Source organism: Klebsiella sp. 10 (genome assembly GCF_018223925.1).
Taxonomy (GTDB): domain Bacteria; phylum Pseudomonadota; class Gammaproteobacteria; order Enterobacterales; family Enterobacteriaceae; genus Klebsiella; species Klebsiella pneumoniae.
The window spans coordinates 220,915-244,180 of sequence record NZ_JAGRRB010000012.1; the positions used below are offsets into that span (position 1 = coordinate 220,915).

Annotated in this window: 29 protein-coding genes, 1 tRNA gene and 3 pseudogenes; 29 read left to right on the plus strand and 4 right to left on the minus strand. The window is 55.6% G+C overall.

All coding sequences use genetic code 11. The features are described 5' to 3' along the window. Window positions 1-3: 3 nt before the first annotated feature. The 10 genes from KHQ26_RS14580 (at window position 4) to KHQ26_RS14625 (ending at window position 3,906) form a co-directional block, all read left to right on the plus strand. Entirely contained in the window at window positions 4-654 is a 651-nt protein-coding gene (locus KHQ26_RS14580) for a terminase endonuclease subunit (protein WP_117028914.1), read from the plus strand. A 96-nt stretch (window positions 655-750) separates the two neighbouring features. Further along, window positions 751-1,215, plus strand: a complete 465-nt coding sequence (locus KHQ26_RS14585) for a head completion/stabilization protein (RefSeq protein WP_110247448.1) — start codon at window positions 751-753, stop codon at window positions 1,213-1,215. Further along, window positions 1,215-1,418 carry a tail protein X gene (locus KHQ26_RS14590; protein WP_004144701.1) on the plus strand — a complete coding sequence of 68 codons (204 nt, stop codon included), beginning with the start codon at window positions 1,215-1,217 and terminating at the stop codon, window positions 1,416-1,418. The genes KHQ26_RS14585 and KHQ26_RS14590 overlap by 1 nt, the downstream gene beginning before the upstream one ends. Window positions 1,419-1,421: 3 nt before the next feature. Beyond that, window positions 1,422-1,637 (plus strand): HP1 family phage holin, encoded by a 216-nt coding sequence (locus tag KHQ26_RS14595; RefSeq protein ID WP_004144702.1) that lies wholly within the window; start codon window positions 1,422-1,424, stop codon window positions 1,635-1,637. Then, complete coding sequence (locus KHQ26_RS14600) at window positions 1,618-2,127, plus strand: lysozyme (RefSeq protein WP_038421819.1); 510 nt, start codon at window positions 1,618-1,620, stop codon at window positions 2,125-2,127. The genes KHQ26_RS14595 and KHQ26_RS14600 overlap by 20 nt, the downstream gene beginning before the upstream one ends. Before the next feature lie 4 nt (window positions 2,128-2,131). Continuing rightward, a complete protein-coding gene (locus tag KHQ26_RS14605) occupies window positions 2,132-2,515 on the plus strand; it encodes a DNZ54_00345 family protein (protein ID WP_211777905.1) in 384 nt (127 codons plus the stop codon). Next, window positions 2,512-2,940, plus strand: coding sequence for an Rz-like lysis system protein LysB (lysB, locus tag KHQ26_RS14610; protein ID WP_211777906.1), 429 nt, complete (start codon window positions 2,512-2,514; stop codon window positions 2,938-2,940). Before KHQ26_RS14605 ends, lysB (KHQ26_RS14610) begins: the two co-directional genes overlap by 4 nt. Next, the gene (lysC, locus tag KHQ26_RS26075; RefSeq protein ID WP_225986739.1) at window positions 2,828-3,073 is read left to right on the plus strand and encodes an Rz1-like lysis system protein LysC; all 246 of its coding nucleotides are present in this window, start codon (window positions 2,828-2,830) and stop codon (window positions 3,071-3,073) included. Before lysB (KHQ26_RS14610) ends, lysC (KHQ26_RS26075) begins: the two co-directional genes overlap by 113 nt. Further along, window positions 3,036-3,467, plus strand: coding sequence for a phage tail protein (locus KHQ26_RS14620; RefSeq protein WP_211777907.1), 432 nt, complete (start codon window positions 3,036-3,038; stop codon window positions 3,465-3,467). Before lysC (KHQ26_RS26075) ends, KHQ26_RS14620 begins: the two co-directional genes overlap by 38 nt. Further along, window positions 3,460-3,906 carry a phage virion morphogenesis protein gene (locus KHQ26_RS14625; RefSeq protein WP_211777908.1) on the plus strand — a complete coding sequence of 149 codons (447 nt, stop codon included), beginning with the start codon at window positions 3,460-3,462 and terminating at the stop codon, window positions 3,904-3,906. Before KHQ26_RS14620 ends, KHQ26_RS14625 begins: the two co-directional genes overlap by 8 nt. Here the strand turns inward: KHQ26_RS14625 and KHQ26_RS14630 are convergent. Next, window positions 3,903-4,556: a hypothetical protein gene (locus tag KHQ26_RS14630; RefSeq protein ID WP_211777909.1), complete on the minus strand. Its 654-nt coding sequence runs from the start codon at window positions 4,554-4,556 to the stop codon at window positions 3,903-3,905. The genes KHQ26_RS14625 and KHQ26_RS14630 overlap by 4 nt on opposite strands. Before the next feature lie 77 nt (window positions 4,557-4,633). On the opposite strand from KHQ26_RS14630, the pseudogene lysB (KHQ26_RS14635) reads away from it, so the two are divergent. The 18 genes and pseudogenes from lysB (KHQ26_RS14635) to KHQ26_RS14720 form a co-directional block, all read left to right on the plus strand. Next, window positions 4,634-4,822, plus strand: a pseudogene (lysB, locus tag KHQ26_RS14635) (Rz-like lysis system protein LysB); the annotation flags it as partial. Beyond that, window positions 4,737-4,955 (plus strand): annotated as a pseudogene (gene lysC, locus KHQ26_RS14640) (Rz1-like lysis system protein LysC); the annotation flags it as partial. The pseudogenes lysB (KHQ26_RS14635) and lysC (KHQ26_RS14640), both read left to right, overlap by 86 nt. After that, a pseudogene (locus KHQ26_RS14645) lies at window positions 4,918-5,349 on the plus strand (phage tail protein). The pseudogenes lysC (KHQ26_RS14640) and KHQ26_RS14645, both read left to right, overlap by 38 nt. Further along, window positions 5,342-5,788 (plus strand): phage virion morphogenesis protein, encoded by a 447-nt coding sequence (locus KHQ26_RS14650; protein ID WP_211777910.1) that lies wholly within the window; start codon window positions 5,342-5,344, stop codon window positions 5,786-5,788. Before KHQ26_RS14645 ends, KHQ26_RS14650 begins: the two are co-directional and overlap by 8 nt. 68 nt (window positions 5,789-5,856) lie before the next feature. Continuing rightward, complete coding sequence (locus KHQ26_RS14655; RefSeq protein WP_211777911.1) at window positions 5,857-6,429, plus strand: phage baseplate assembly protein V; 573 nt, start codon at window positions 5,857-5,859, stop codon at window positions 6,427-6,429. Further along, the gene (locus KHQ26_RS14660; protein WP_004174325.1) at window positions 6,426-6,788 is read left to right on the plus strand and encodes a GPW/gp25 family protein; all 363 of its coding nucleotides are present in this window, start codon (window positions 6,426-6,428) and stop codon (window positions 6,786-6,788) included. Before KHQ26_RS14655 ends, KHQ26_RS14660 begins: the two co-directional genes overlap by 4 nt. Then, window positions 6,775-7,683 (plus strand): baseplate assembly protein, encoded by a 909-nt coding sequence (locus KHQ26_RS14665; protein ID WP_211777912.1) that lies wholly within the window; start codon window positions 6,775-6,777, stop codon window positions 7,681-7,683. The genes KHQ26_RS14660 and KHQ26_RS14665 overlap by 14 nt, the downstream gene beginning before the upstream one ends. Then, entirely contained in the window at window positions 7,676-8,278 is a 603-nt protein-coding gene (locus KHQ26_RS14670) for a phage tail protein I (protein ID WP_032410543.1), read from the plus strand. The genes KHQ26_RS14665 and KHQ26_RS14670 overlap by 8 nt, the downstream gene beginning before the upstream one ends. Further along, window positions 8,279-11,986: a tail fiber domain-containing protein gene (locus tag KHQ26_RS14675; protein ID WP_211777913.1), complete on the plus strand. Its 3,708-nt coding sequence runs from the start codon at window positions 8,279-8,281 to the stop codon at window positions 11,984-11,986. Window positions 11,987-12,000: 14 nt separating this feature from the next. Next, entirely contained in the window at window positions 12,001-13,179 is a 1,179-nt protein-coding gene (locus KHQ26_RS14680) for a phage tail protein (RefSeq protein ID WP_211777914.1), read from the plus strand. 138 nt (window positions 13,180-13,317) lie between these two features. Continuing rightward, entirely contained in the window at window positions 13,318-14,490 is a 1,173-nt protein-coding gene (locus KHQ26_RS14685; protein WP_211777915.1) for a phage tail sheath protein, read from the plus strand. A 9-nt stretch (window positions 14,491-14,499) separates the two neighbouring features. Further along, the gene (locus KHQ26_RS14690) at window positions 14,500-15,015 is read left to right on the plus strand and encodes a phage major tail tube protein (RefSeq protein ID WP_102067854.1); all 516 of its coding nucleotides are present in this window, start codon (window positions 14,500-14,502) and stop codon (window positions 15,013-15,015) included. 52 nt (window positions 15,016-15,067) lie between these two features. Then, on the plus strand, window positions 15,068-15,367 hold the full coding sequence (locus KHQ26_RS14695; protein WP_211777916.1) for a phage tail assembly protein: 300 nt from the start codon (window positions 15,068-15,070) through the stop codon (window positions 15,365-15,367). A gap of 14 nt (window positions 15,368-15,381) precedes the next feature. After that, window positions 15,382-15,501, plus strand: coding sequence for a GpE family phage tail protein (locus KHQ26_RS14700; RefSeq protein WP_002896220.1), 120 nt, complete (start codon window positions 15,382-15,384; stop codon window positions 15,499-15,501). Then, complete coding sequence (locus tag KHQ26_RS14705; RefSeq protein WP_211777917.1) at window positions 15,494-18,121, plus strand: phage tail tape measure protein; 2,628 nt, start codon at window positions 15,494-15,496, stop codon at window positions 18,119-18,121. Before KHQ26_RS14700 ends, KHQ26_RS14705 begins: the two co-directional genes overlap by 8 nt. Continuing rightward, window positions 18,118-18,603 carry a phage tail protein gene (locus KHQ26_RS14710; RefSeq protein ID WP_004185683.1) on the plus strand — a complete coding sequence of 162 codons (486 nt, stop codon included), beginning with the start codon at window positions 18,118-18,120 and terminating at the stop codon, window positions 18,601-18,603. Before KHQ26_RS14705 ends, KHQ26_RS14710 begins: the two co-directional genes overlap by 4 nt. Window positions 18,604-18,608: 5 nt before the next feature. Next, a complete protein-coding gene (locus tag KHQ26_RS14715) occupies window positions 18,609-19,697 on the plus strand; it encodes a phage late control D family protein (RefSeq protein WP_228297888.1) in 1,089 nt (362 codons plus the stop codon). Window positions 19,698-19,767: 70 nt separating this feature from the next. Further along, window positions 19,768-19,986, plus strand: coding sequence for an ogr/Delta-like zinc finger family protein (locus tag KHQ26_RS14720; protein ID WP_072001509.1), 219 nt, complete (start codon window positions 19,768-19,770; stop codon window positions 19,984-19,986). A 6-nt stretch (window positions 19,987-19,992) separates the two neighbouring features. On the opposite strand, the gene KHQ26_RS14725 is transcribed toward KHQ26_RS14720, so the two are convergent. Beyond that, complete coding sequence (locus KHQ26_RS14725) at window positions 19,993-20,379, minus strand: hypothetical protein (RefSeq protein ID WP_045387332.1); 387 nt, start codon at window positions 20,377-20,379, stop codon at window positions 19,993-19,995. Window positions 20,380-20,506: 127 nt separating this feature from the next. Beyond that, window positions 20,507-20,582 (minus strand) — tRNA-Ile (locus tag KHQ26_RS14730). A 124-nt stretch (window positions 20,583-20,706) separates the two neighbouring features. Between KHQ26_RS14730 and mug the strand changes: the two genes are divergently transcribed. Next, window positions 20,707-21,213 carry a G/U mismatch-specific DNA glycosylase gene (gene mug / locus KHQ26_RS14735; protein ID WP_002917636.1) on the plus strand — a complete coding sequence of 169 codons (507 nt, stop codon included), beginning with the start codon at window positions 20,707-20,709 and terminating at the stop codon, window positions 21,211-21,213. 99 nt (window positions 21,214-21,312) lie between these two features. Here mug and rpoD read toward each other — a convergent pair whose 3' ends face one another. Continuing rightward, complete coding sequence (gene rpoD, locus KHQ26_RS14740) at window positions 21,313-23,154, minus strand: RNA polymerase sigma factor RpoD (RefSeq protein WP_004174339.1); 1,842 nt, start codon at window positions 23,152-23,154, stop codon at window positions 21,313-21,315. Window positions 23,155-23,266 lie beyond the last annotated feature (112 nt).

Genomic DNA, 23,266 nt, shown 5'->3' on the forward strand with positions numbered 1-23,266 from the left:
CGCATGAGCCTGAGTCCCGCACGGCAGCACCGCCTGCGCGTCCAGGCTGAACAGGCCGCCCGGCAGGGCGGCAATGTTCGCCACGCGACGGGGTATGACCTGATGCTGATGCAGCTGGCGGAGGACCGCCGCCGCCTGAAAGGTATCCAGTCCACCGTGAAGAAAGCCCAAATCAAAGTGGAACTGCTGCCCCGTTATTCCGCCTGGGTGGAGGGTGTGCTGGCTGCTGATGGTGCCCGGCAGGATGACGTGGTGATGTTTGTGATGCTCTGGCGTATCGATGCCGGTGATTATGCCGGTGCGCTGGATGCCGGGCGTCATGCGCTGCGGCACGGATGGGTGATGCCCATCGGAAACCGTAACGTCCAGACGGTGCTGGCAGAGGAAATGGCAGACGCTGCGCAGGCCGCTCTGCTGGTAGGTGAATCTTTCGATGCCGGGTTGTTACTGCAGACACTGGAGCTGACAGACGGCCAGGATATGCCAGACCAGTCACGGGCACGACTGCATAAAGCGATTGGCGCTGTACTGACCGAAACCAGCCCGGCCTCCGCCCTGAATCACATCAATCATGCGCTGCAGCTTGATCCACGCTGTGGCGTCAAAAAAGAAAAACAGCAGCTGGAGCGCAGATTGCGCAATGACAGCCGTTAACGGAACGTGCCCCGCGCACGGGCGGCACGGGGTGGCGAAAGGCTTTTGCCACATCAAAACCCCGTCCACCGCCCACTATTTCAGGAGAAAGCCCGCATGAAGTTTGTTGCGCCTGAGCAGGCGCCGGAACAGGCGGAAATTATCAAAAATACGCCGTTCTGGCCCGATGTGGATTTATCAGAGTTTCGCAGCGTGATGCGGACGGATGGCACGGTGACGTCACCCCGTCTCGGACAACTCATCCGGTCTGCGATGTCAGAGGTCAATGCGGAGTTGTACGACTTCCGCAAGCGCCAGCAGGCGCTGGGATTTATGACGCTGGCCGATGTACCGGCGGACTTGCTGGACGGTAAAAGCGAACGTATTCACCACTACCACAACGCCGTTTATTGCTGGGCACGCGCGCAGGTGAATGAGCGTTACCAGGACTACGACGCCACGGCCTCCGGTGTGAAAAGGGGGGATGAGCTGGCGGAGGCCAGCGGCGATCTGTGGCGTGATGCTCGCTGGGCAATCAGCCGGGTCCAGGATGCGCCTCACTGTACGGTGGATCTGATCTGATGAAAGTGCGTGCGTACCAGGGTGACACGGTGGACGCGCTTTGCTGGCGTCATTACGGACGCACGCAGGGCGTCACGGAGCAGGTACTGCAGGCAAATCCGGGGCTGGCTGAGCACGGCCCGTTCTTACCACACGGGCTGCAGGTGGAGCTGCCGGATATTGCCACCACTTCCACGGTGCAGACCGTCCAGTTATGGGACTGAAATATGACGCTTGAACGGATCAGCGCCTTCATCACGTACTGCATCGCTGTACTGCTGGCATGGATGGGAGATTTATCGCTTAAGGATGTGTCGACAGTGGGCGGTGTGTTGATTGGCGTGCTGATGCTGGCCATCAACTGGTACTACAAACACAAAACCTACCAGCTGCTGCGCGGCGGAAAAATTACACAGGGGGAATATGAATCCTTCAACCGTTAAACGCTGCCTGGTAGGGGCGGTGCTGGCGATTGCCGCCACCCTGCCGGGCTTTCAGCAACTTCATACCTCAGTGGAAGGGTTGAAGCTGATAGCCGATTACGAGGGCTGCCGCCTGCAGCCGTATCAGTGTGATGCGGGGGTGTGGACCGATGGCATTGGCAATACGTCCGGCGTGGTGCCGGGGAAAACCATCACGGAACGGCAGGCCGCCGGGAGTTTCATCACCAACGTTTTAAGGGTGGAGAAGGCACTGGATCGCTGTGTCCTGGTGAGCGTACCGCAGAACGTCTATGACGCGCTGGTATCGCTGGCCTTCAACGTGGGAACCGGCAACGCCTGCAGCTCAACCATGGTGAAGTTTATCAATCAGAAGCGCTGGCGCGATGCCTGCTATCAGTTGCCGCGCTGGGTATACGTCAAAGGCGTATTTAATCCGGGGCTGGACAACCGCCGCGCGCGGGAGCTGTCCTGGTGCTTAAAAGGAGCGTAACGAAATGAAAAATAAACTGATCGGTGGGTTATTTTCGGTGCTGTACACGGCGCTGATGATTTTTAGTCTCTTTGTTCCAAACAGTATTGTTCCGGCACTGGTTACAGCCTTGACCTGGGTAGCCTGCCTGCTGAGCTGGGGAGCGGTGCTACTTTGCATGGCTGGGTGGTATGCGGGCGGCACTCATCGGGGAGAGGCAAAGCAGGCGCTGACGCACTTTTTCAGTACGTCAGGAAACCAGGTGATCAGATGGGCAAGGTGTTCACTGCTTGTGATTTTTCTCGCCTTTACGGGCCACGTTGTCACCCTGGCATTTTATCTGCTGACGCTGGCCGCGCTTAAGGTTCTGCGTGCGCAGATTATTGATGCGGAGCCGGTGACGGTATGACAAAGGCGCTGGCGGTAATTCTGGCGCTGGTAGTGCTTGCGCTTGGCTGGCAGTCATGGCGGATGAAGGAGGCCAGCCAGACCATCGAGCGGCAAGGGCGGGATCTGAAAACGACAGGCGAAAAACTGGCAAAAACGCACAGCCAGCTGATCGCCCTGTCCATCCTGTCCGAAACCAATAACCGGGAACAGGCAAGGCTTTACGCGGCGGCAGAAAGTACAAACGCGCTGCTGCAAAGCCGTCAGCGCAGAATTGAGGAGCTAAAACGTGAAAATGAGGATTTACGCCGCTGGGCTGACACTCTTCTGCCTGCTGACGTTATCAGGATGCGCGAACGTCCAGCCCTCGCCGGAGGTGCTGCTTACCGTGAATGGTTGTCCCAGAGTGACGCAGTGCCGCCTGGAAAAGTCGGCGGCACGCACTAACGGCGATCTGCTGACCGCGCTGGATGAAGCGGAGGCGGCCTGGGCGGTCTGCGCCGATAAAGTGGACACGATAATTTCCTGTCAGGAGCGAAACAGTGAACAAGCCTCAATCCTTACGCCGCGCCCTGAATAGCGCGGTGTCATATGTCCGCGATAACCCGGATAAGCTGCATTTGTTCGTTGATAACGGATCTGTGGTGGCAACTGGAGCAGCGTCATTTTCATGGGAGTATCGTTACACCCTGAATGTGGTGATTGTGGATTTCAGCGGCGATCAGGGGTTATTGATGGCGCCGGTGGTGGCCTGGTTAAGGGAAAATCAGCCGGATGCTATTCATAACCCGGAACTGCTGGAAAAGTTGCTTTCCTTTGAAGTCGACATTTTGCGTAATGATATCTGTGATATCAGCCTGAGTCTGCAACTGACAGAGCGTGTGATAGTCAGCGCTGACGGTGACGTGTCCAGCGTCGAAGCGGTGCCGGAACCGGACGAACCGGACGAAATGTGGGTGGTGAGCCGTGGCTGAGCTGCAGGAAGTTGACACCTGGTTAGATGCGTTGCTGGCGGGACTGGAGCCTGCCGCACGTAAGCGCATGATGCGGGAGCTGGCGCAGCAGCTGCGCCGCAGCCAGCAGAAAAATATCAGGATGCAGCGCAACCCGGACGGGACGGCTTACGAGCCGCGTCGCGTGACGGCCAGAACGAAACAGGGCCGCATCCGTCGGCAGATGTTTGCAAAACTCCGCACAACAAAATATCTGAAAGCCGTCGCCAGCAAGGACGCGGCAAGCGTCGAGTTTGACAATAAAGTGCAACGGATCGCGCGTGTTCATCATTATGGGCTGAGAGACCGAGTGAGTAAAAAAGGCCCCAATGTACAATACGATAAGCGTCGTTTACTGGGGCTGAATGATTTAACACTCTCTCTAACCAGAGATATATTAATTCAGTGGGTTAGTAGTTAAATCTTATCTCTTGATACTCGTGCTAAATCAATTAATTTGAGAATTATTTTTTCTTGCGGAAGGTAAGGTGTTTTCTCGAAGGTAATATTGTGGGACCTTAGGTTGTTTAGTATTTTACTGAACTCTTCGGTGTTTCCTCCTGAAAGTAAGAGGGATATCTTTTGGTTGTCATAATCATTACTCATTTGCATGTTGTATTTAATGAATACAATGAATAAGCGCAAAATATATACAATAAATAGTAGGCTTGATAGTATTAAAAGAATCGGACCAGCGATTTCTAATATTTTTGTTAGTGTGTTTTCTTGTTTGGTGACAGGGGCGGTGGTGGTGAGTTGTGAATTTAAAATGTTTCCGATGTTTGAAGATGACTTGAAATTATCTAGGCTTTGAATTAATTCACGAGTTGCATTGTTTAAACCTGTTATAGCATTCAGGGTTGAATGAGTCTCTGTTGCTGCTCTCGTTAGGGCAGATAATAAATCTTCTCTATCGTTGCTCTTTATTTTTATGTAAAAAAGAGATGTGGGCATTGAAACTAATGATATTAAAAGGGCGTATATAAAAAGGATTGTCGTCATTTTTGAGCGACTGGCTCTTTTATTCAAGGTAGCCAATGCTGCGGAATATTGCTCTTCATTCAAATTCATTGTAAGTACTCATGTTGTTAATCCCAGATTGTGCCATTTATAGCACAACTTGGGTGAGCTAGCGAAAAGAAAAATAAAGCCGTCAGCACAGAATTGAGGAGTTAAAACGTGAAAATGAGGATTTACGCCGCTGGGCTGGTACTCCTTTGCCTCCTGACATTATCAGGATGCGCGAACGTCCGGCCCTCGCCGGAGGTGCAGCTTACCGTGACTGGTTGTCCCAGGGTGACGCAGTGCCGCCTGGAAAAGTCGGCGGCACGCATTAACGGCGATCTGCTGACCGCGCTGGATGAAGCGGAGGCGGCCTGGGCGGTCTGCGCCGATAAAGTGGACACGATAATTTCCTGTCAGGAGCGAAACAGTGAACAAGCCTCAATCCTTACGCCGCGCCCTGAATAACGCGGTGTCATATGTCCGCGATAACCCGGATAAGCTGCATTTGTTCGTTGATAACGGATCTGTGGTGGCAACTGGAGCAGCGTCATTTTCATGGGAGTATCGTTACACCCTGAATGTGGTGATTGTGGATTTCAGCGGCGATCAGGGGTTATTGATGGCGCCGGTGGTGGCCTGGTTAAGGGAAAATTAGCCGGATGCTATTCATAACCCGGAACTGCTGGAAAAGTTGCTTTCCTTTGAAGTCGACATTTTGCGTAATGATATCTGTGATATCAGCCTGAGTCTGCAACTGACAGAGCGTGTGATAGTCAGCGCTGACGGTGACGTGTCCAGCGTCGAAGCGGTGCCGGAACCGGACGAACCGGACGAAATGTGGGTGGTGAGCCGTGGCTGAGCTGCAGGAAGTTGACACCTGGTTAGATGCGTTGCTGGCGGGACTGGAGCCTGCCGCACGTAAGCGCATGATGCGGGAGCTGGCGCAGCAGCTGCGCCGCAGCCAGCAGAAAAATATCAGGATGCAGCGCAACCCGGACGGGACGGCTTACGAGCCGCGTCGCGTGACGGCCAGAACGAAACAGGGCCGCATCCGTCGGCAGATGTTTGCAAAACTCCGCACAACAAAATATCTGAAAGCCGTCGCCAGCAAGGACGCGGCAAGCGTCGAGTTTGAGAGCCGTGTGCAGCGCATAGCCCGCGTGCATCACTATGGCTTGCGTGATCGGGTCAGCCGTAAAGGGCCGGAAGTCAAATATGCAGAGCGCCGGTTGCTCGGCATCAATGATGAAACAGAAGACATTACGCGAGACGTCTTATTGCGTTGGTTGTCACAGTGATTTTGTGTCAGGGATGACACAATCCGCCACGCTGCCGCACTCCCTCCGCGCGTGGCAATCTTGCCTTCATGAATACGCAATTAACCGAAATCATGCGCCTTATCACCAATCTGATCCGCACCGGCATTGTGACCGAAGTGGACCGGGACAGCTGGCTGTGCCGGGTGAAAACGGGCGACCTCGAAACCAACTGGATTAACTGGCTGACCTACCGTGCAGGTAAATCACGCACCTGGTGGTGCCCGTCTCCAGGGGAGCAGGTGGTGCTGTTCAGCCTGGGCGGCAATCTGGAAACAGCCTTTGCGCTTCCGGCCATCTACTCCAACGCCTGCCCGCCGCCGTCAGATTCTGAAAGTGCGGACGTGACCGCATACGAGGATGGCGGCTGGTTCGAATACGACCCCGCCACCGGGCGCTGGATTATTCGCGGCGTGAAAAGCGTGCTGATTGAGTCTTCGCAGGTTGTCTCCTGCAAAACCGGTGAGTTTGTGATCGAGGCTGACACCACCCGTATTAACAGCAACGTGATCCTGAACGGCGATGTGACCCACGGCGGGGGCGCGATGACGTCAAACGGCGTCGTTGCTGATAAGCATAAACACCCTGGCGACAGTGGCGGAACGACGGGAGGTCCATTTTGACGCTCTATATCGGGATGAGCCGCGATACCGGCAGAGCCATAACGGAAACTGACCACCTGCGCCAGTCGGTGCGTGACATTTTGCTGACCCCGCAAGGGAGCCGGCTTGCGCGCCGGGAGTATGGTTCCCTGCTTTCAGCGCTCATTGACCAGCCGCAAAACCCGGCGCTGCGCCTGCAGATCATGGCTGCGGTGTACGTGGCGCTGAGGCGCTGGGAGCCGCGGCTGCAGCTGGACACCATCACGGTTAACAGCAGCAGCATGGATGGCGCAATGGTTATTGAGCTGGCAGGCCAGCGTAATGACGGCGTGCCCGTGTCCCTTTCCGTATCGACAGGAGCAGACAATGGCCGTTATTGACCTTTCCCAGCTGCCGCCGCCGCAAATTGTGGATGTGCCGGATTTTGAAACCCTACTGGCTGAGCGCAAGGCTGAATTTGTCGCGTTATTTGCGGCAGAAGAACAGGAGGCCGTGACCAGCACCTTAACGCTTGAATCTGAGCCGGTGGTGAAAATGTTGCAGGAAAATGTGTACCGGGAGCTGCTGCTGCGCCAGCGGATTAACGAGGCAGCGAAAGCCGTGATGGTGGCCTATTCCGGCGGGGATGACCTGGACAATTTAGGCGCGAATAACAACGTACAGCGCCGGGTGATTACCGCTGCAGATGACACCACAACGCCGCCCACGGAGGAAGTAATGGAATCTGACGCGGATTATCGCCAGCGCATCCCGGCAGCCTTTGAGGGGATGAGCGTTGCCGGACCAGTCGGTGCTTATGAATATCACGCGCTTAGCTCGGATGGTCGGGTGGCGGACGCGTCGGCGTTCAGCCCGTCACCGGCGGAAGTCGTGGTGACTATTCTGGCCCGCGACGGTGATGGCACCGCGCCGGATGATTTGCTGCAGGTGGTCGGGACTGCCCTGAATGATGAAGCCGTGCGTCCTGTGGCGGATCGGTTGAGCGTACGCTCTGCTGAGATTGTCAGTTATGCGGTGAATGCTGTTCTTTTTGTCTATCCCGGCCCGGCAATTGAGCCCATTCTTGCGGCCGCAAAAGCGAAACTGACAACCTATATCAACGAGCAGCGTCGTCTGGGGCGAGACATTCGTTTGTCGGCGCTATATGCCGCGTTACATGTGCAGGGGGTGCAGCGAGTTGAACTGCAGCAGCCGATGGCGGATGTTGTTCTGGATAAAACGCAGGCTGCGTTTTGTACAGGGTTTAATGTGGTGATAGGTGGTTCAGATGAATAACAGCCTTTTACCCCCAGGATCATCTGCGCTGGAGCGCAAGTTAGCGCAGGCATGTTCAGGTATCAGCGATTTAAACGTCCCGCTGCGTGACCTGTGGAATCCGTGGAAATGCCCCGTTAAATTCCTTCCCTATCTGGCCTGGGCCTTTTCTGTGGACCGCTGGGAAGAAAGCTGGAGCGAAGAGGAAAAGCGACGCGAAGTCAGTGAAGCATTCTGGAGCCACCAACGTAAAGGTACCGTAGCCGCCATCCGGCGGGTTGTTGAACGCCTCGGTTACTCAATGAGTATTGAGGAGTGGTGGCAGGTAGCGGACCCGGCCGGAACATTCAGGATGGATATAGACCTGAATGACGTCGGGATTACTGAAACCATGGTGCGCGAACTTGAACGGCTGATAGGTAATGCCAAACCGGCCAGTCGGCATATTGCCCAGCTGACCCTTGCCGCCAGAACGCAGGGGGCCGCGTTTACCGGCGCGGCGGTTTTCGATGGCGATGAGGTCTCGGTATATCCGCCAGAGTACGAACCCGACAGCGGTATTTTTTATAATGGTGTCTTCCCGTACGAAGGCGATGTGGATTTTATAGGTGAATAAATGGCGACTATTTCCGAACAACCTGTATGGGAAGATGATGTTTACCTGATTGCCCGTGGCGACCGGGTGGAGGGCGGGCGGGATGGCGTCGCAAACCGCCAGGCGTCACAACTGTCTAACCGGACGGCGTTTCTGCGTGAGCAGATAAAGAGCCTGATTGATGACGGGGTGATGTTTTCCCGCGATTACCGGAAAGAAATCATCACGCTCACCCGCCACGGTCAGGCGATTATCAAGGATGATTTTCTCTACTATCTCAGGGACAGCGCCCCGCTGCCGTATGTGACGACCGGCACCACGGATGCATCATGGGCGGTGGACTCCCCGTTTTTCACCTCAGTCAGCGACCCGAACCTGCGTAAAAATCTGGGCTCTGAGGGTGGTTCGCAGCTGATTTTCGGCCTCGGCAATATCATTGGCACCACCTCGCAAATTCTCTCTTCCACTGATACGCCTGACGCTTACCAGTCTAACGGCTTCTATGCGCAGAACGACGGCGGTGAGGGCGTATGGCGATTTACCGGGAAAACAGCCCCGGCCAGGGCGGGGACGCACGTAATAACCCAGGGCAAGGTTTATAACGCGAAGGGGTATGAGTATGCGCTGGAAATATGCCGGGGCTCTATCATCGTTCTGGCAAACGGCGCGAAGGCGTACACTTATGATGAGTGTACAGACCAGACAACGGATGATTTTGTGTGCCTGGGACAGGCCAGCAACGGCATTCTTTCCCGTCTGACGCTTGGGGTCTCCACAGGAAATAACGTAGCGACCTATGATGGCGGCGCTCGTCTGGACCTCATTTATCCAACCAATATGTACCGCATCGGTAAAGAGCCTATTAAGGGCTATTCCGGGGTCAATTATCGCTTTGGCTCCTCTTATCTCATGGTTTATGCCGGTAAGTCTTACACTTATGCCATGACCGGGAAGCGTCTCGACGGCTGGCGGCATGGCGTACCGGAGATTGAGGAAAAATGGCGGGCGGTTAACAAACAGGAGTACTGGGGGTCGCTGAGTCTTCAGAACTGTCATATATACGGCGGCACATGGGACGGTGATCACACCATCCGAAAAATGCCGGAACAGTGCTCTGCCGGAGTGGCGATTCTGGCGCTGAACCCGGAAGGCTTTTTCACCCACGGTGTCACCATCAAAAGCACCTTTAACTGGGCGCAGGTTGAAATGCCCGCGATGCTGGAGCCGACAAAATTCAATCGTGACGGCCACGCCTTTGATAACAACGAGCTGGATTATGAGTACATCACCAGCGCGATTGCGGCATCGGGAGCGACCCGCCGTGCCGGCAACTTTAACCGTGTCGTACACGATGGCAGTAAGTTTGAAGGCGGGCGTCGCGGTACGTACCGTAACGCCTGTGACTGGACCGCGCTCTATAATACTGAAGTGACTATGCGCCAGGCGTGGCGCAGTGCGAATAACGTTTCCGGGACGCTGCCGGAGTATATCGCGGTGATGACCGGTACCGGGCTGCACGTTTCTGGCGGATACTGGGGACCAGCGGCTGCAAAGGACTACAACGCGAAAAATGGCGTGGTGTACGGTACCGCTCAGAACCATGTGTTCACAGGCGTGTATAACGAGTGGACGTACAACTTTTACACTGTCTCCCGCTGGGGCTTTATCGGTAAAGCCAGCCGTCTGCTGGGCCTGCATTTTGACTGCGTCAGCATGTACAAAGACAACTTCACCGAGTACAGCAACGTGCGCTTTGAAGGGGGCTGTTTCCCGTCGGTCGATGATGGCGGCAATGCTAAATATCATGATGATTTCTGGCATTACGACACCCCCAACGGCGTATCCACCTTTATCTGGGGCAACCCGGTGCGTGACCTCGGGGCTTTCCGGCATACAGGCTTTGATTTCAGGTACGGCACGAACAATATGTATATCCCTGCCGGAACCGACTGGGATTCAATTCGTAACCGCCCCTACGCAAAAGAGATGTTCAACCCGAACGGGTTACAGTTAAATGCCGGGCCAGCGATGGCACCCTGGCAGCAGCCGTCCATCAAGTCGGAAATCTGCATCTGGATAAAGGACCATACCGGGAATTTCAACCCGAGAAATATTTACGCATGGGTGACCGCTGCCAGCCAGGACGGTCCGAACACGGATGAGGCGTTGTATAAGTCGTTTGCAGAGCCGTTTATTGATTTCGGTAACGGCTACAGGATGCTGAAAATCACCAACAAGCGGCTGACGGCATGGGACGGGCTGTACACCTACGCGCGAAACACCGGTATTTATTTTGATGTTCCGGCAGACGGCAGCACGCCCATCACGATTAAAGCGATTGAGGCGTATAACGGCGGTGTTCCGATGTTCCCGGGGGGGTGCGGCAACTACATCCCGGAGGCAAACGGTAATTCAGTATTAAGCCCGGCCACCAACCCTGTGGGGCTGGACAGCTCCCTGGGTGGGGGGCTGTTTTTCCCCGGTGATATTATCGGCCCGTGGTCGCATGTGCGGCGTACGCAAAGTGGTTACATCATCTCCCCGACGCTGACCCCTGGATATACGCTCGATCGGAAAATGGTGACGGGCGGCTGCACGCTGGAAGCTGCGTTTAAGGTGGCATTCAGTGCGACCGTTGAAACAGTTAACAGCAACGGCACCACTATCATCACCGTGCCAGCGGCATTCCTGCCATATATCGCCGTGGGAATACCGCTGTATATCACCGGTGGTTCATCAACCAGCGTGACCGGGCAGGTGCAGCTGATTAAACGTCTGCTGAACAGCGACGGCACATCATCGCCGCGTTATCTGGTGCAGGGTACCGTCGGAGCTGTGGGTGACACGCTGACCATCGATCAGGCGAAAGTCCCGGCGTACACGTTCTACAATGACCGCAATTTCAATGCGGTTACCGCGAACTCAGTGACCGTTAACGGGGTATCGGTTGCCACAGCGCACCGCTCCACCGTCTCAATGGGGATTGGATACGGCGGCGCGTCGGGTGTTAAGGCAGCAGAATGGTATTTCAACGGCGGCATCACGCCGTCGCACAGGCTGGTTGCATCATCAGCATCCGGGATGACCCTGGAGGCGGGCGGTAATTTTTCAGTGGTCGGAAATACGTTCCCCGCTGCCGATGGCACCTATTCGCTGGGCACCCCATCCGGTCGCTGGTCGCAGGTTTTTGCATCGAATAGCGTTATCGGAACGTCAGACGAGACACATAAAACCCGCCCCCGGGCAGACACCCCGGCGGAAACCGACGCCTATTATGAAATCGGGCAGCTCCCCGGCGTCTGGCAGTGGCTGGAAAAATATATGGTCGAAGGGGATGACGCCCGCCTGCACTCCGGGCCGACCGTACAGGCGGCGATTGCCGTGATGGATAAGTACGGTCTGGACTGGCGGGAATATTCCGCATTCTGCTATGACGAGTGGGACGCACAGGATGCGATTATCGAGACCTGGGATGACGAGTGGGAGGTGATACCCGGTACCCCAGCCGAACTGGATGAAGCCGGAAACGTTCTTGTTGAGGCGGTACCGGAAACGCGCACCCTCATCAGAGCGGCGGGGAGCAATGTTATCCAGGAGGCGCGAGAAGCCGGGAGCGTCTACGCATTTCGCAAGGAGGAACTGCTCTTCTGGATTTCCCGCGCGACCATCGCAAAGCAGCAGGCCCTGCATGACCGGCTGACAGCGCTTGAAATGAAACTGGCGTCCTGAGCGGAGAAAAAACAATGAGAAAATATTACAGCGTGCTCACTGAGGCGGGTGTGAATGCCTTTTCCGCTGCCGCCGTGACCGGGGTGCCGGTGGGCTTTGCCGCGATGGCCGTCGGTGACGGCAACGGTCAGCAAATTCAGCCAGATGGCTCAATGACCGGGCTGGTTAATGAGCGGTACCGGGGGCCGCTGAACAACCTGGTGATTGTTGACCCTGAGAAGAATATTATCCGGGCGGAGATGGTAATCCCGCCGCAGACTGGCGGCTTCTGGATAAGGGAGGCGGCGCTCTATAACGATGAGGGTGTCTGTCTGGCGGTGGCAAATGTGGCCGATGCGTACAAGCCCCTCCTGGCAGAAGGGTCAGGCAGAAACCAGTCTATCCGGGTGTGGATTGCGGTCAGTGATACGGCCAGTGTTGAGCTGAAGTCGGATAATGCGGCGATTCTGGCAAGCCAGGAAGACCTGTTGCGCGTGAAAAACGACACCAAAGATTACACCGATGAGCAGGTATCGGCCCTGGAAAAAGTGGTTATCCGCAACAAAAAGGCGGCGGATGATGCAGAGGCGTCACTCAGTGACAGCATCAACCGCTTAAAGGTGTATACCGATGAACAAAACGAAACGCTCGATACCACGCTGCGTGATGTGATAGCGGAGACGGTCAGCAGCGCCATTCGTGAAGCCTGGGAAGATGATAACCCGAAAGGGACGGTGCGATTCTTCAGCGCGAACGTTAACCCCAATACGCGCTGGCCGTGGTCAAGGTGGGTCTATACGGGGGAAAATAAATCGGTCCGTATCGCCAGTGCGGATGGTTCGGATGTGGGAACCACCGGCGGCAGCGATAATGTCACGCTCCAGAAGGGGAACCTCCCGGCGGTGCAGATTAATGTCACCGGCGAAACTAGTGAGCAGACGGAGCAGAAGCTGACGACTACGCGCGGCGGTGTTCACAATCATGGTGGCGTGGCCGGTAAAGATGACCCGTGGGAAATCGGCGGTGATGTGCGTCAGCTCTTTAACCCGAAAGAGCTGGGTGTGACCGATGACGCCGGAGAGCACGCCCACGAAGTCACGGTACCGGCGCACAAACACACGACCAGCGGCAAAACAGCCAACCTCGGCGAAGGTAAGTCGTTCAGCGTGGTGGAAGCCCACACCCTGCTGATGTGCTGGAGCCGCGTTGCCTGATAAATCCCGGTATCAGTCTGCCCCTATAAGGGGCTTTTTTCTGTCTGCGGTTGTGCCATTGACAGCACAACGGCCATCAACGGCTTGCGGTGAATGATTTCCCTACCATGGGTGAACCCCTAAACAGGAGATTCATTCATGGCGCAAGACTATCACCACGGCGTGCGTGTTGTTGAAGTTAACGACGGCACCCGCTCTATCACGACAGTGAGCACGGCGATTGTGGGCATGGTATGCACCGGCGATGATGCCGATGCCTCTGTGTTCCCGCTCAATAAGCCGGTTCTGCTTACCGATGTACTGACCGCCAGCGGCAAAGCAGGCGAGTCCGGCACGCTGGCCCGCTCACTGGACGCCATCGCCGACCAGGCAAAACCCGTCACCGTTGTGGTGCGTGTTGCCCAGGGCGAAACGGAAGCGGAAACCACCTCCAATATTATCGGCGGTGTAACCGCTGACGGTAAGAAAACGGGCATCAAAGCGCTGCTTTCGGCGCAGTCGCAGCTGGGCGTGAAGCCGCGCATTCTTGGCGTGCCGGGCCATGACACGCAGGCTGTTTCCACTGAACTGTTAAGCGTGGCGCAGAGCCTGCGCGGCTTTGCGTACCTGTCTGCCTACGGTTGTAAAACCGTGGAAGAAGCGATTGCCTACCGCGAAAATTTCAGTCAGCGAGAAGGGATGCTGATCTGGCCTGATTTCATCAACTTTGACACGGTGCTGCAGGCGGACGCGACTGCTTACGCCACTGCCCGCGCGCTGGGTCTGCGTGCAAAAATAGACGAGCAGACCGGCTGGCACAAAACCCTTTCTAACGTGGGCGTCAACGGCGTAACCGGCTTGTCTGCGGATGTGTTCTGGGATCTGCAGGACCCGGTAACCGATGCCGGACTGCTGAACCAGAACGACGTCACCACCTTGATCCGCAAGGATGGTTTCCGCTTCTGGGGTTCCCGCTGCCTGAGCGATAACCCGTTATTCCAGTTTGAAAACTACACCCGTACCGCGCAGGTACTGGCAGACACCATGGCGGAGGCGCATATGTGGGCGGTGGACATGCCGCTTAACCCTTCGCTGGCTCGCGACATTATCGAAGGTATCCGCGCCAAAATGCGCAGCCTGGTAAATCAGGGCTACCTCATCGGCGGTGATTGCTGGATTGATGACAGTGTGAATGACAAAGACACGCTGAAAGCCGGGAAAATCTGGATCGACTACGACTATACGCCAGTGCCGCCACTGGAAAACCTGATGCTGCGCCAGCGCATCACTGACCGTTACCTGGTGGATTTCACCACCCGCGTAAGCGCATAAGGGGGACCCATGGCCTTACCACGCAAGTTAAAACACCTGAATATTTTTAACGCCGGTAACAACTGGATGGGCGTTGCTGAATCCGTCACCCTGCCGAAATTCACCCGCAAGCTGGAAAACTACCGCGGTGGCGGCATGCCCGGTTCAGTCGGTATTGATCTGGGGCTAGATGATGGCGCGCTGGATACGGAAATGACCATCGGCGGTACGGAGGCGCTTCTGTTTAAACAGATGGGCAAAGCCACGGTGGACGGCGTGCAGCTGCGCTTTACCGGGTCTATTCAGCGCGACGACACCGGCGAAGTGCAGGCCGTTGAGCTGGTCGTCCGTGGGCGCCACAAAGAGGTGGATTCCGGCGAGTGGAAAACCGGCGAGAGCAATTCCACCAAAGTCAGCAGCGTTAACTGTTACGCGAAACTGACCATTAACGGTGAAGTGCTCTATGAGGTCGATGCGATCAACATGATTGAAGTTGTTGATGGTGTTGACCTGATGGAAGAACACCGTAACGCCATCGGTCTGTAATTTTTTCCTGGCGCGCGAGGTCGCGCCAGCCAACCCATAACAGGAAAAGAGCATGAGTGAGAAAACAGAAGCAACGGTGAAACTGGATAGCCCGATTAAGCGCGGTGATACCACGATTACGGAAATTGTGCTGCGTAAGCCGCAATCCGGCGCGCTGCGCGGTACGCGACTGCAGGCGGTGATGGAGATGGACGTGGCCTGTATGATGACCGTGATCCCCCGCATCTCCACACCAACGCTGACCCCGCAGGAAATGGCGGACCTCGACCCGGCAGACCTGGCCGCGATGTCTGTCGAGGTGGTCCTTTTTTTGTTGCCGAAGTCGGCACTTGCCGATTTGCCGACAGCCTGACGGTAGATGACCTGGTGGCGGATATCGCCACGATCTTTCACTGGCCGCCGTCCGTCACTGACGTTATGCCGCTGACGGAAGTGCTGGAGTGGCGGCACAGAGCGATAATGCGTAGCGGGGCCAGCGATGAGTGATAAAAACCTGCGCCTGCAGGTGGTTCTGAATGCGGTTGATAAACTCACCCGCCCTTTAAAAAATGCGCTGGCTGGCTCGAAGGAGCTGGCCTCCGGCATCCGGCAGACCCGTGATCAGCTTAAACGGCTTAACGACGCGGGGAGCCAGTTAAAATCTTTTGATCAGCTCTCACAGAGCCTGAACCGGACCAGCAACGAGCTGGACCAGGCGCGGCTGCGTGCGCAGATGATGACGCGCGAACTGGCAGCGCTCGAATCCCCCACGAAAAAACAGACGCAGGCGCTTGAGGCGCAATGGCGCGCCGTATCACGCCTGGAACAAAAGCAGCAGCAGGAAACGCGGCAGATGGCGGCAACCAGGGCGGAGCTGTATCGCCTTGGCATCTCTGCGGGCGGTGGCGCCCGTGAAACGGCCAGAATTACTCGCGAAACGGATCGCTATAACCAGCAGCTTGCAGAGCAGGAGCGGCGCTTGCGGGACGTGGGAGAGCGCCAGCGCAAGCTGAATGCGATCAGGGCCAAAGCTGACAAGATGCGCGACGTGCGTAACAGCCTGGCGGGGAACGGGGCCGGGATGATGGCGGCCGGGGTGACAACGGGCGCGACCTTGCTGGCGCCCATTCGCGCCTACTCGGAATCAGAGAACGCCGCTAACCAGCTGGCAGGCTCAATGATGGGACCGGGCGGAAAGGTGGCGCCTGAGTTCCTGAAGCTGAACAAGCTGGCGATTGCCCTGGGGGACCGGTTGCCAGGTACCACGGCAGATTTTCAGAACATGATGACAATGTTACGCCGTCAGGGGATGTCAGCGCAGGTTATCCTGGGCGGGCTGGGTGAGTCGGCGGCTTACCTTGGCGTGCAGCTGCAGATGGCGCCGACGGAGGCCGCAGAGTTTGCCGCAAAATTGCAGGACGCCACGCAGACCACCGAAAAAGACATGATGAGCCTGATGGATCTTATCCAGCGTGGTTTTTATGCGGGCGTAGACCCCGGGAATATGCTGCAGGGTTTCGCAAATATCAGCAGCGCTATGGACATTATCAAGCAGAAGGGTCTGGATGCTGCAAAAACCTTCAGTCCGCTTCTCGTCATGGCCGATCAGGCGGGGATGGCTGGAGAGTCAGCGGGTAATGCCTACCGTAAAATTTTTCAGGCCACGCTGGATGCGAAAAATATTAAGGGCATAAACGACGGGCTGAAAGGAAAGGGCATCAAGTTCGATTTCTCCGATGGGAAAGGCGGATTTGGTGGTCTGGAAAAGATGTACGCGCAGTTAGAAAAGCTTGAAAAACTAAATCCTGAAACGAAATTTGCAACGATGAAAGCCCTGTTTGGTAATGATAATGAGGTGCTAAAAGCGCTGAATACCATGATGTCAAAAGGCATGGCGGGCTATCGTGAAACCGTCGCTAAACTGGAGAGCCAGGCAACTCTGCGCGAGCGCGTCGAGGCGTCCCTGAATACCTTAGGCAACAAATGGGAAGCCGCTGGCGGCTCTTTTACCAACGCCATGGCGAGCATCGGTGAAACCGTCGCGCCGGTGCTGAAAAATATTGCGGACTGGCTGGGTAATCTGGCGTCCGCGCTGGATGGTTTTGTGAAGCGTCATCCGCAACTGACGGCGGCGCTATTTAAAATTGCGGCCGTATTTGCCGTGGTAGCTACCGCAGCGGGTGTGGTGTCACTGGCCCTGGCATCCATTTTGGGTCCTATGGCGGTAGTGCGGGTAAGTGCTGGCATTCTCCAGCTGAAATTTGCTTCTGCGTTTGGTCTGGTCACAAGAGTAATTGGCGGCGCAGGCCAGGCGGTCATCTGGTTAGGCCGGTTGATGATGGCTAACCCCATTCTGGCGATAGTTGGCCTGATTGCGATGGGAGCCATCTATATCTGGCAGAACTGGGAAACGCTGGGGCCGAAGTTTAAAGCACTGTGGGATGCCATCACGTCAGGGGTGTCAGTAGCCTGGGCTGTGATTAAGCAGACCATAAGCAGCAAATGGGATGAAATTCTGAGTGATGTTGCCGCGCTGCCCGCAAAATTTAAAGCGGTGGGCGGGGCGATTATTGACGGCATCCTGAGTGGTATCAATGAGAAATGGGAAACGCTTAAGAGCAAGCTGGCATCGGTCAAAAGCTATCTCCCGGACTGGATGACCGGCGGCGATAATTCGCAGGGCGCCTCACCGCAGAAAAAGACCCCAGGATTTTTCGCGGGGATGTTTGACAGCGGTGGTTATATTCCACGTGGGCAGGTGGGTATTGCTGGCGAGAATGGCCCGGAGCTGATTAACGGTCCGGCCTATGTGACCAGCCGCAGGAGAACGGCCGCGCTGGCGTCCGTAGTCACCGGAATGATGGGGGGAGCAATGCCAGCAGAGGCCGCCCCGCTTCATCCCATGAGTCTGCCGGCAGCTTCATACCGTCCTGTAACTGATAAGCCAGCAGGCAGCCAGCCTGTATTCCAGTTTGAAACCAATGCGCAAATTATTATCCAGGCTCTGCCCGGTCAGAGTGCGCAGGATATTGCGCAGGAAGTTGCACGGCAGCTTGATGCGCGCGAGCGACGCATGAAGGCGAAGGCCCGCAGCAATTTCAGTGATCAAGGGGGGTACGATTCATGATGATGGTCCTGGGCTTGTTTGTGTTTCAGCTGCGCACGGTTCCCTATCAGCAACTGCAGTATCAGCGGAACTGGCGCCATGTGACCAACAACCGCGTTAATCGCCGTCCGACAACGCAATTTTTGGGGCCAGATAACGATCAGCTGACGCTCTCCGGCGTCCTCATGCCGGAAGTGACCGGCGGCCGGTTGTCGTTGCTGGCGCTGGAGCTGATGGCAGAGCAGGGGAAGGCGTGGCCGCTGATCGAGGGTGGTGGGACTATCTACGGCATGTATGTGATTGAGAGCCTTAACCAGACGAAAACGGAATTTTTCGCCAGTGGGGAAGCCAGGAAAATAGAGTTTTCGCTGGGGCTTAAACGGGTGGATGAGTCCCTGTCTGAAATGTTCGGCAGTCTGAGCGATCAGCTTAGCAGTCTGCAGGATTCTGCCGCCGCCGCAGTAGGGAACATCAGATCCACGGTAGGAGGGTTGCTGCAGTGAGCGAGATGGCTGATTTACTCAACCTCGGAAGCAAGACCCCGGCCTTTCGGATCGTGATTGAAGGCAAAGATGCCACGCAGACGCTGGATAAACGTCTGCTGGGTATGACACTGACCGACAACCGCGGATTTGAAGCTGACCAGCTTGATCTGGAGCTGGACGACGCCGACGGCCTGGTAATTATGCCGCGTCGTGGCGCAGTGATTTCTCTGGCGTTGGGATGGAAAGGCGAGCCGCTGTACTCAAAAGGTAAGTTTACCGTTGACGAAATAGAGCATAGCGGTAGCCCGGACAGGCTGACAATCCGTGCCCGTAGTGCTGATTTCAGGGAAACGCTGAATGTCAGGCGTGAGAAGTCCTGGCACAAAACGACGGTGGGCGATGTGGTGAAAGACATTGCCGCGCGGCACAGCCTTAAAGTTGCTATAGGAAATGATGTTGCTGCGATGGCGCTGGATCACCTGGACCAGACCAACGAAAGCGACGCCAGCTTTTTAATGAAGCTGGCGCGGCAGTATGGCGCGATTGCCTCAGTCAAGGACGGTAATCTGCTGTTTATCCGGCAGGGGCAGGGGAAAACAGCAAGTGGTAAACCGTTGCCGGTCATCACTATTACCCGTAAGGACGGAGACAGTCACCGATTTAGTCTGGCTGACAGGGGAGCATATACGGGTGTTATCGCTCACTGGCTGCATACCCGGGAACCGGAAAAGAAAGAAACGGCAAAGGTGAAGCGCCGCCGGAGGACGACAAAACCCAAAGAGCCGGAAGCAAAGCAGGGAGATTACCTGGTCGGAACGGATGAGAATGTGCTGGTTCTGAACCGTACCTATGCGAACCGCAGTAATGCAGAACGGGCAGCAAAAATGAACTGGGAGCGGCTGCAGCGCGGCGTGGCGTCATTTTCTCTCCTGCTGGCAGAAGGCCGCGCGGATCTCTATACAGAAATGCCCGTTAAGGTCAGCGGCTTTAAACAGCCCATTGATGACGCGGAATGGACCATCACAACGTTAACGCACATGGTCAACCCGGATAGCGGATTTACGACCAGCATCGAACTGGAAGTGAAGATTGATGATTTAGAAATGAGCTGAAATGGTTCACAAAGTGGAAGTTATGTGTATCATTATGTGATTAAAATGTGCAAGGTGGGAGATAAATGTAATGATGAATTGTCCAAAGTGCGGCCACGCGGCGCATACGCGGAGTAGCTTTCGCGTAACGGATCAGACAAAAGAGCGTTACTGTCAGTGCCAGAACATTAATTGCGGAGCCACCTTCATCACTCATGAAACCGTAGTGCGTTACATCATGACACCTGGAGTTATTGATAATGCCCCGCCGCATCCCACTGCCGCCGGGCAGGGGCATATGAACTTTTAACACTCATCACTCGAATTTCTTTGCGCTTTCTATAATGCTGGCTTTATATGCTTTATCTTGCTCATAGGTCATAGAGCCAGTTTTTTGACACTCCTCCCCGCCTGCATTGATTGTGTAGCCCTGGTCACGGGTAATGTTAAGTAGCGTTATCTTTTTAATCGTCGTAGGTTTCCACTTATTCATAAAGTAATCGCCGCATATGTCATTAAGCATTGATTCAACCATTGTGAGCGTAACCTCTGGTCTGCCATATCTTACGATTAACTCCCCGTTTTCCAGACTGTGTGTTCTGGTGTCATTTGCTGCAATCAAATTTTCGATGGAGGTTGGGATCTTGTCAGCGAAAGCGGTCTGAGAGGCGACGAGCAAAAGAATTAATAAAGGTTTTTTCATACGAGTCTGTCCTTAAAAAGTATGAGTACGTGAAAAACCTGCTGCCATTTTGCTGCCAATGGCGTTTCTGATATGAAAAAGCCACCTCGCGAGAAGTGGCTTAATACATGATTTTAAAGCTAAAATTTGGTGGCCCCTGTTGGGTTTGAACCAACGACCAAGCGATTATGAGTCGCCTGCTCTAACCACTGAGCTAAGGGGCCGTGGCGAGGGATTATAAAGTAACTGGCGATTGCAATCCAGCGTAAAGCGCGCAGCTGCTGTTTTTATAAACAATGCATTTTCAATCCTTTATAATCATGTTTTAGCCATACAGCCGGAGAAAACATGATTAGCGATATCCTTGCGCCGGGCCTGCGCGTTGTCTTTTGCGGTATCAACCCGGGGAAGTCCTCCGCCCATACCGGCTTTCATTTTGCCCATCCTGGCAATCGCTTCTGGAAGGTCATCCATCAGGCCGGGTTCACCGATCGGCAGCTCAGGCCGGAAGAGGAGCTGCAGCTGCTGGATACGCGCTGCGGCATCACCATGCTGGTAGAGCGTCCGACGGTGCAGGCCAGCGAGGTCGCCTTGCAGGAGTTACGCAGCGGCGGCCGTGAGCTGGTGCGGAAGATTGAGGAGTATCAGCCGCAGGCCCTGGCGGTGCTCGGCAAGCAGGCCTTCGAGCTGGCCTTTAACCAGCGCGGCGCGAAGTGGGGGAAACAGGCCATGACCATCGGGACGACCCAGGTGTGGGTGCTGCCTAATCCCAGCGGCTTAAACCGGGCGACTCTCGATAAGCTGGTGGCGGCCTATCGTGAACTGGACGATGCCCTGGCAACCCGCGGCCAGTAGCGGAGAGAGGCGACTTTCCCGGGATGGCCACCTGAACGCCATAAAAAAAGCTCCCCGCAGGGAGCTTTTTAACAGGCTGTAGACGATGCCCCGCGACGATTAATCGTCGAGGAAGCTACGCAGCACTTCAGAACGGCTCGGGTGGCGCAGTTTACGCAGCGCCTTCGCTTCGATCTGACGGATACGTTCGCGGGTAACGTCGAACTGTTTACCCACTTCTTCCAGCGTGTGGTCGGTGTTCATGTCGATACCGAAACGCATACGCAGCACTTTCGCTTCACGAGCGGTGAGGCCGGCCAGCACGTCATGCGTTGCCGCGCGCAGGCTCTCGGTGGTCGCAGAATCCAGCGGCAGCTCGAGGGTGGTATCCTCGATGAAATCCCCCAGATGCGAATCTTCATCGTCGCCGATCGGCGTTTCCATGGAGATAGGCTCTTTGGCGATCTTCAGCACTTTACGGATTTTGTCTTCCGGCATCAGCATACGCTCAGCCAGCTCTTCCGGGGTCGGTTCACGGCCCATCTCCTGCAGCATCTGACGGGAGATACGGTTGAGCTTGTTGATAGTCTCAATCATATGCACCGGAATACGGATGGTGCGCGCCTGATCCGCGATAGAGCGGGTGATGGCCTGACGGATCCACCAGGTGGCGTAGGTCGAGAACTTGTAGCCGCGACGGTATTCGAACTTATCGACCGCTTTCATCAGACCGATGTTGCCTTCCTGAATCAGGTCGAGGAACTGCAGACCGCGGTTGGTGTATTTCTTGGCGATAGAGATAACCAGACGCAGGTTCGCTTCAACCATCTCTTTCTTCGCACGACGGGCTTTCGCTTCGCCGATGGACATGCGACGGTTGATATCTTTAACCTGCTCGATGGTCAGGCCGGTCTCTTCTTCAATCTGCTGCAGCTTCTGCAGGCCGCGCTGCACATCTTCTTTCACTTCCAGCAGCTTCTCAGACCACGGCTTGTTCATTGCCACCGCGGCGTTGAACCAGGTTTCGCTGGTTTCGTTGCCGGTGAACAGGGTGATGAAGTTTTTCTTCGGCATTTTGCACTGCTCAACGCACAGCTTCATGATGATACGTTCCTGAGTACGAACGCGATCCATCATGCTGCGCATGCTGTTGACCAGGTAATCGAACTGCTTCGGCACCAGGCGGAACTGCTTGAAGACTTCAGACAGCTTCAGGATCTCTTCCTGGGCGGCGGCATGGCTACGACCTTTGGCTTTGATGGTGTCGCGCGTCAGCTCGTACTGGGTACGCAGCTCGGCGAATTTCTCACGGGCCAGCTCTGGGTCGATGCTGTTGTCGTCATCGCTGTTGTCGTCGGCGTCTTCATCTTCGTCTTCGTCTTCGTCGTCATCCATCTCTTCCTGAGACAGCTCGGAGCCAACGTGGGTGGCGGTTGGCGCCATATCTTCTTCGGCGTTCGGATCGACGAAACCGGTGATCAGATCGGACAGACGGGCTTCTTCCGCTTCAACGCGGTCGTACTGCTCAAGCAGGTAGGTGATCGCTTCCGGATATTCGGCAACGGAGCACTGCACCTGATTGATGCCGTCTTCGATGCGTTTGGCGATGTCAATTTCGCCTTCACGGGTCAGCAGCTCTACGGTACCCATTTCACGCATGTACATACGCACCGGGTCGGTCGTGCGCCCGATTTCGGATTCCACGCTGGAGAGCACCTGCGCGGCGGCTTCGGCAGCATCTTCATCCGCGGTGTTTTCGGCAAGCATCAGATCATCGGCATCCGGTGCTTCTTCCATCACCTGAATACCCATGTCGTTGATCATTTGGATGATGTCTTCGATCTGATCGGAATCGACGATATCTTCCGGCAGATGGTCATTGACCTCGGCATAGGTCAGATAGCCTTGCTCCTTACCACGTTGGACAAGAAGCTTCAGCTGTGACTGCGGGTTTTGCTCCATAAGACGGTATCCACACTTAATTCGTTTGATTGGTGTCGGCAGACGGGCTGTCGACATTTAAAGCGAGGGCGTACTTATATTATTGCCGCTGCGCCTCTGCGCGGCTGTCGGG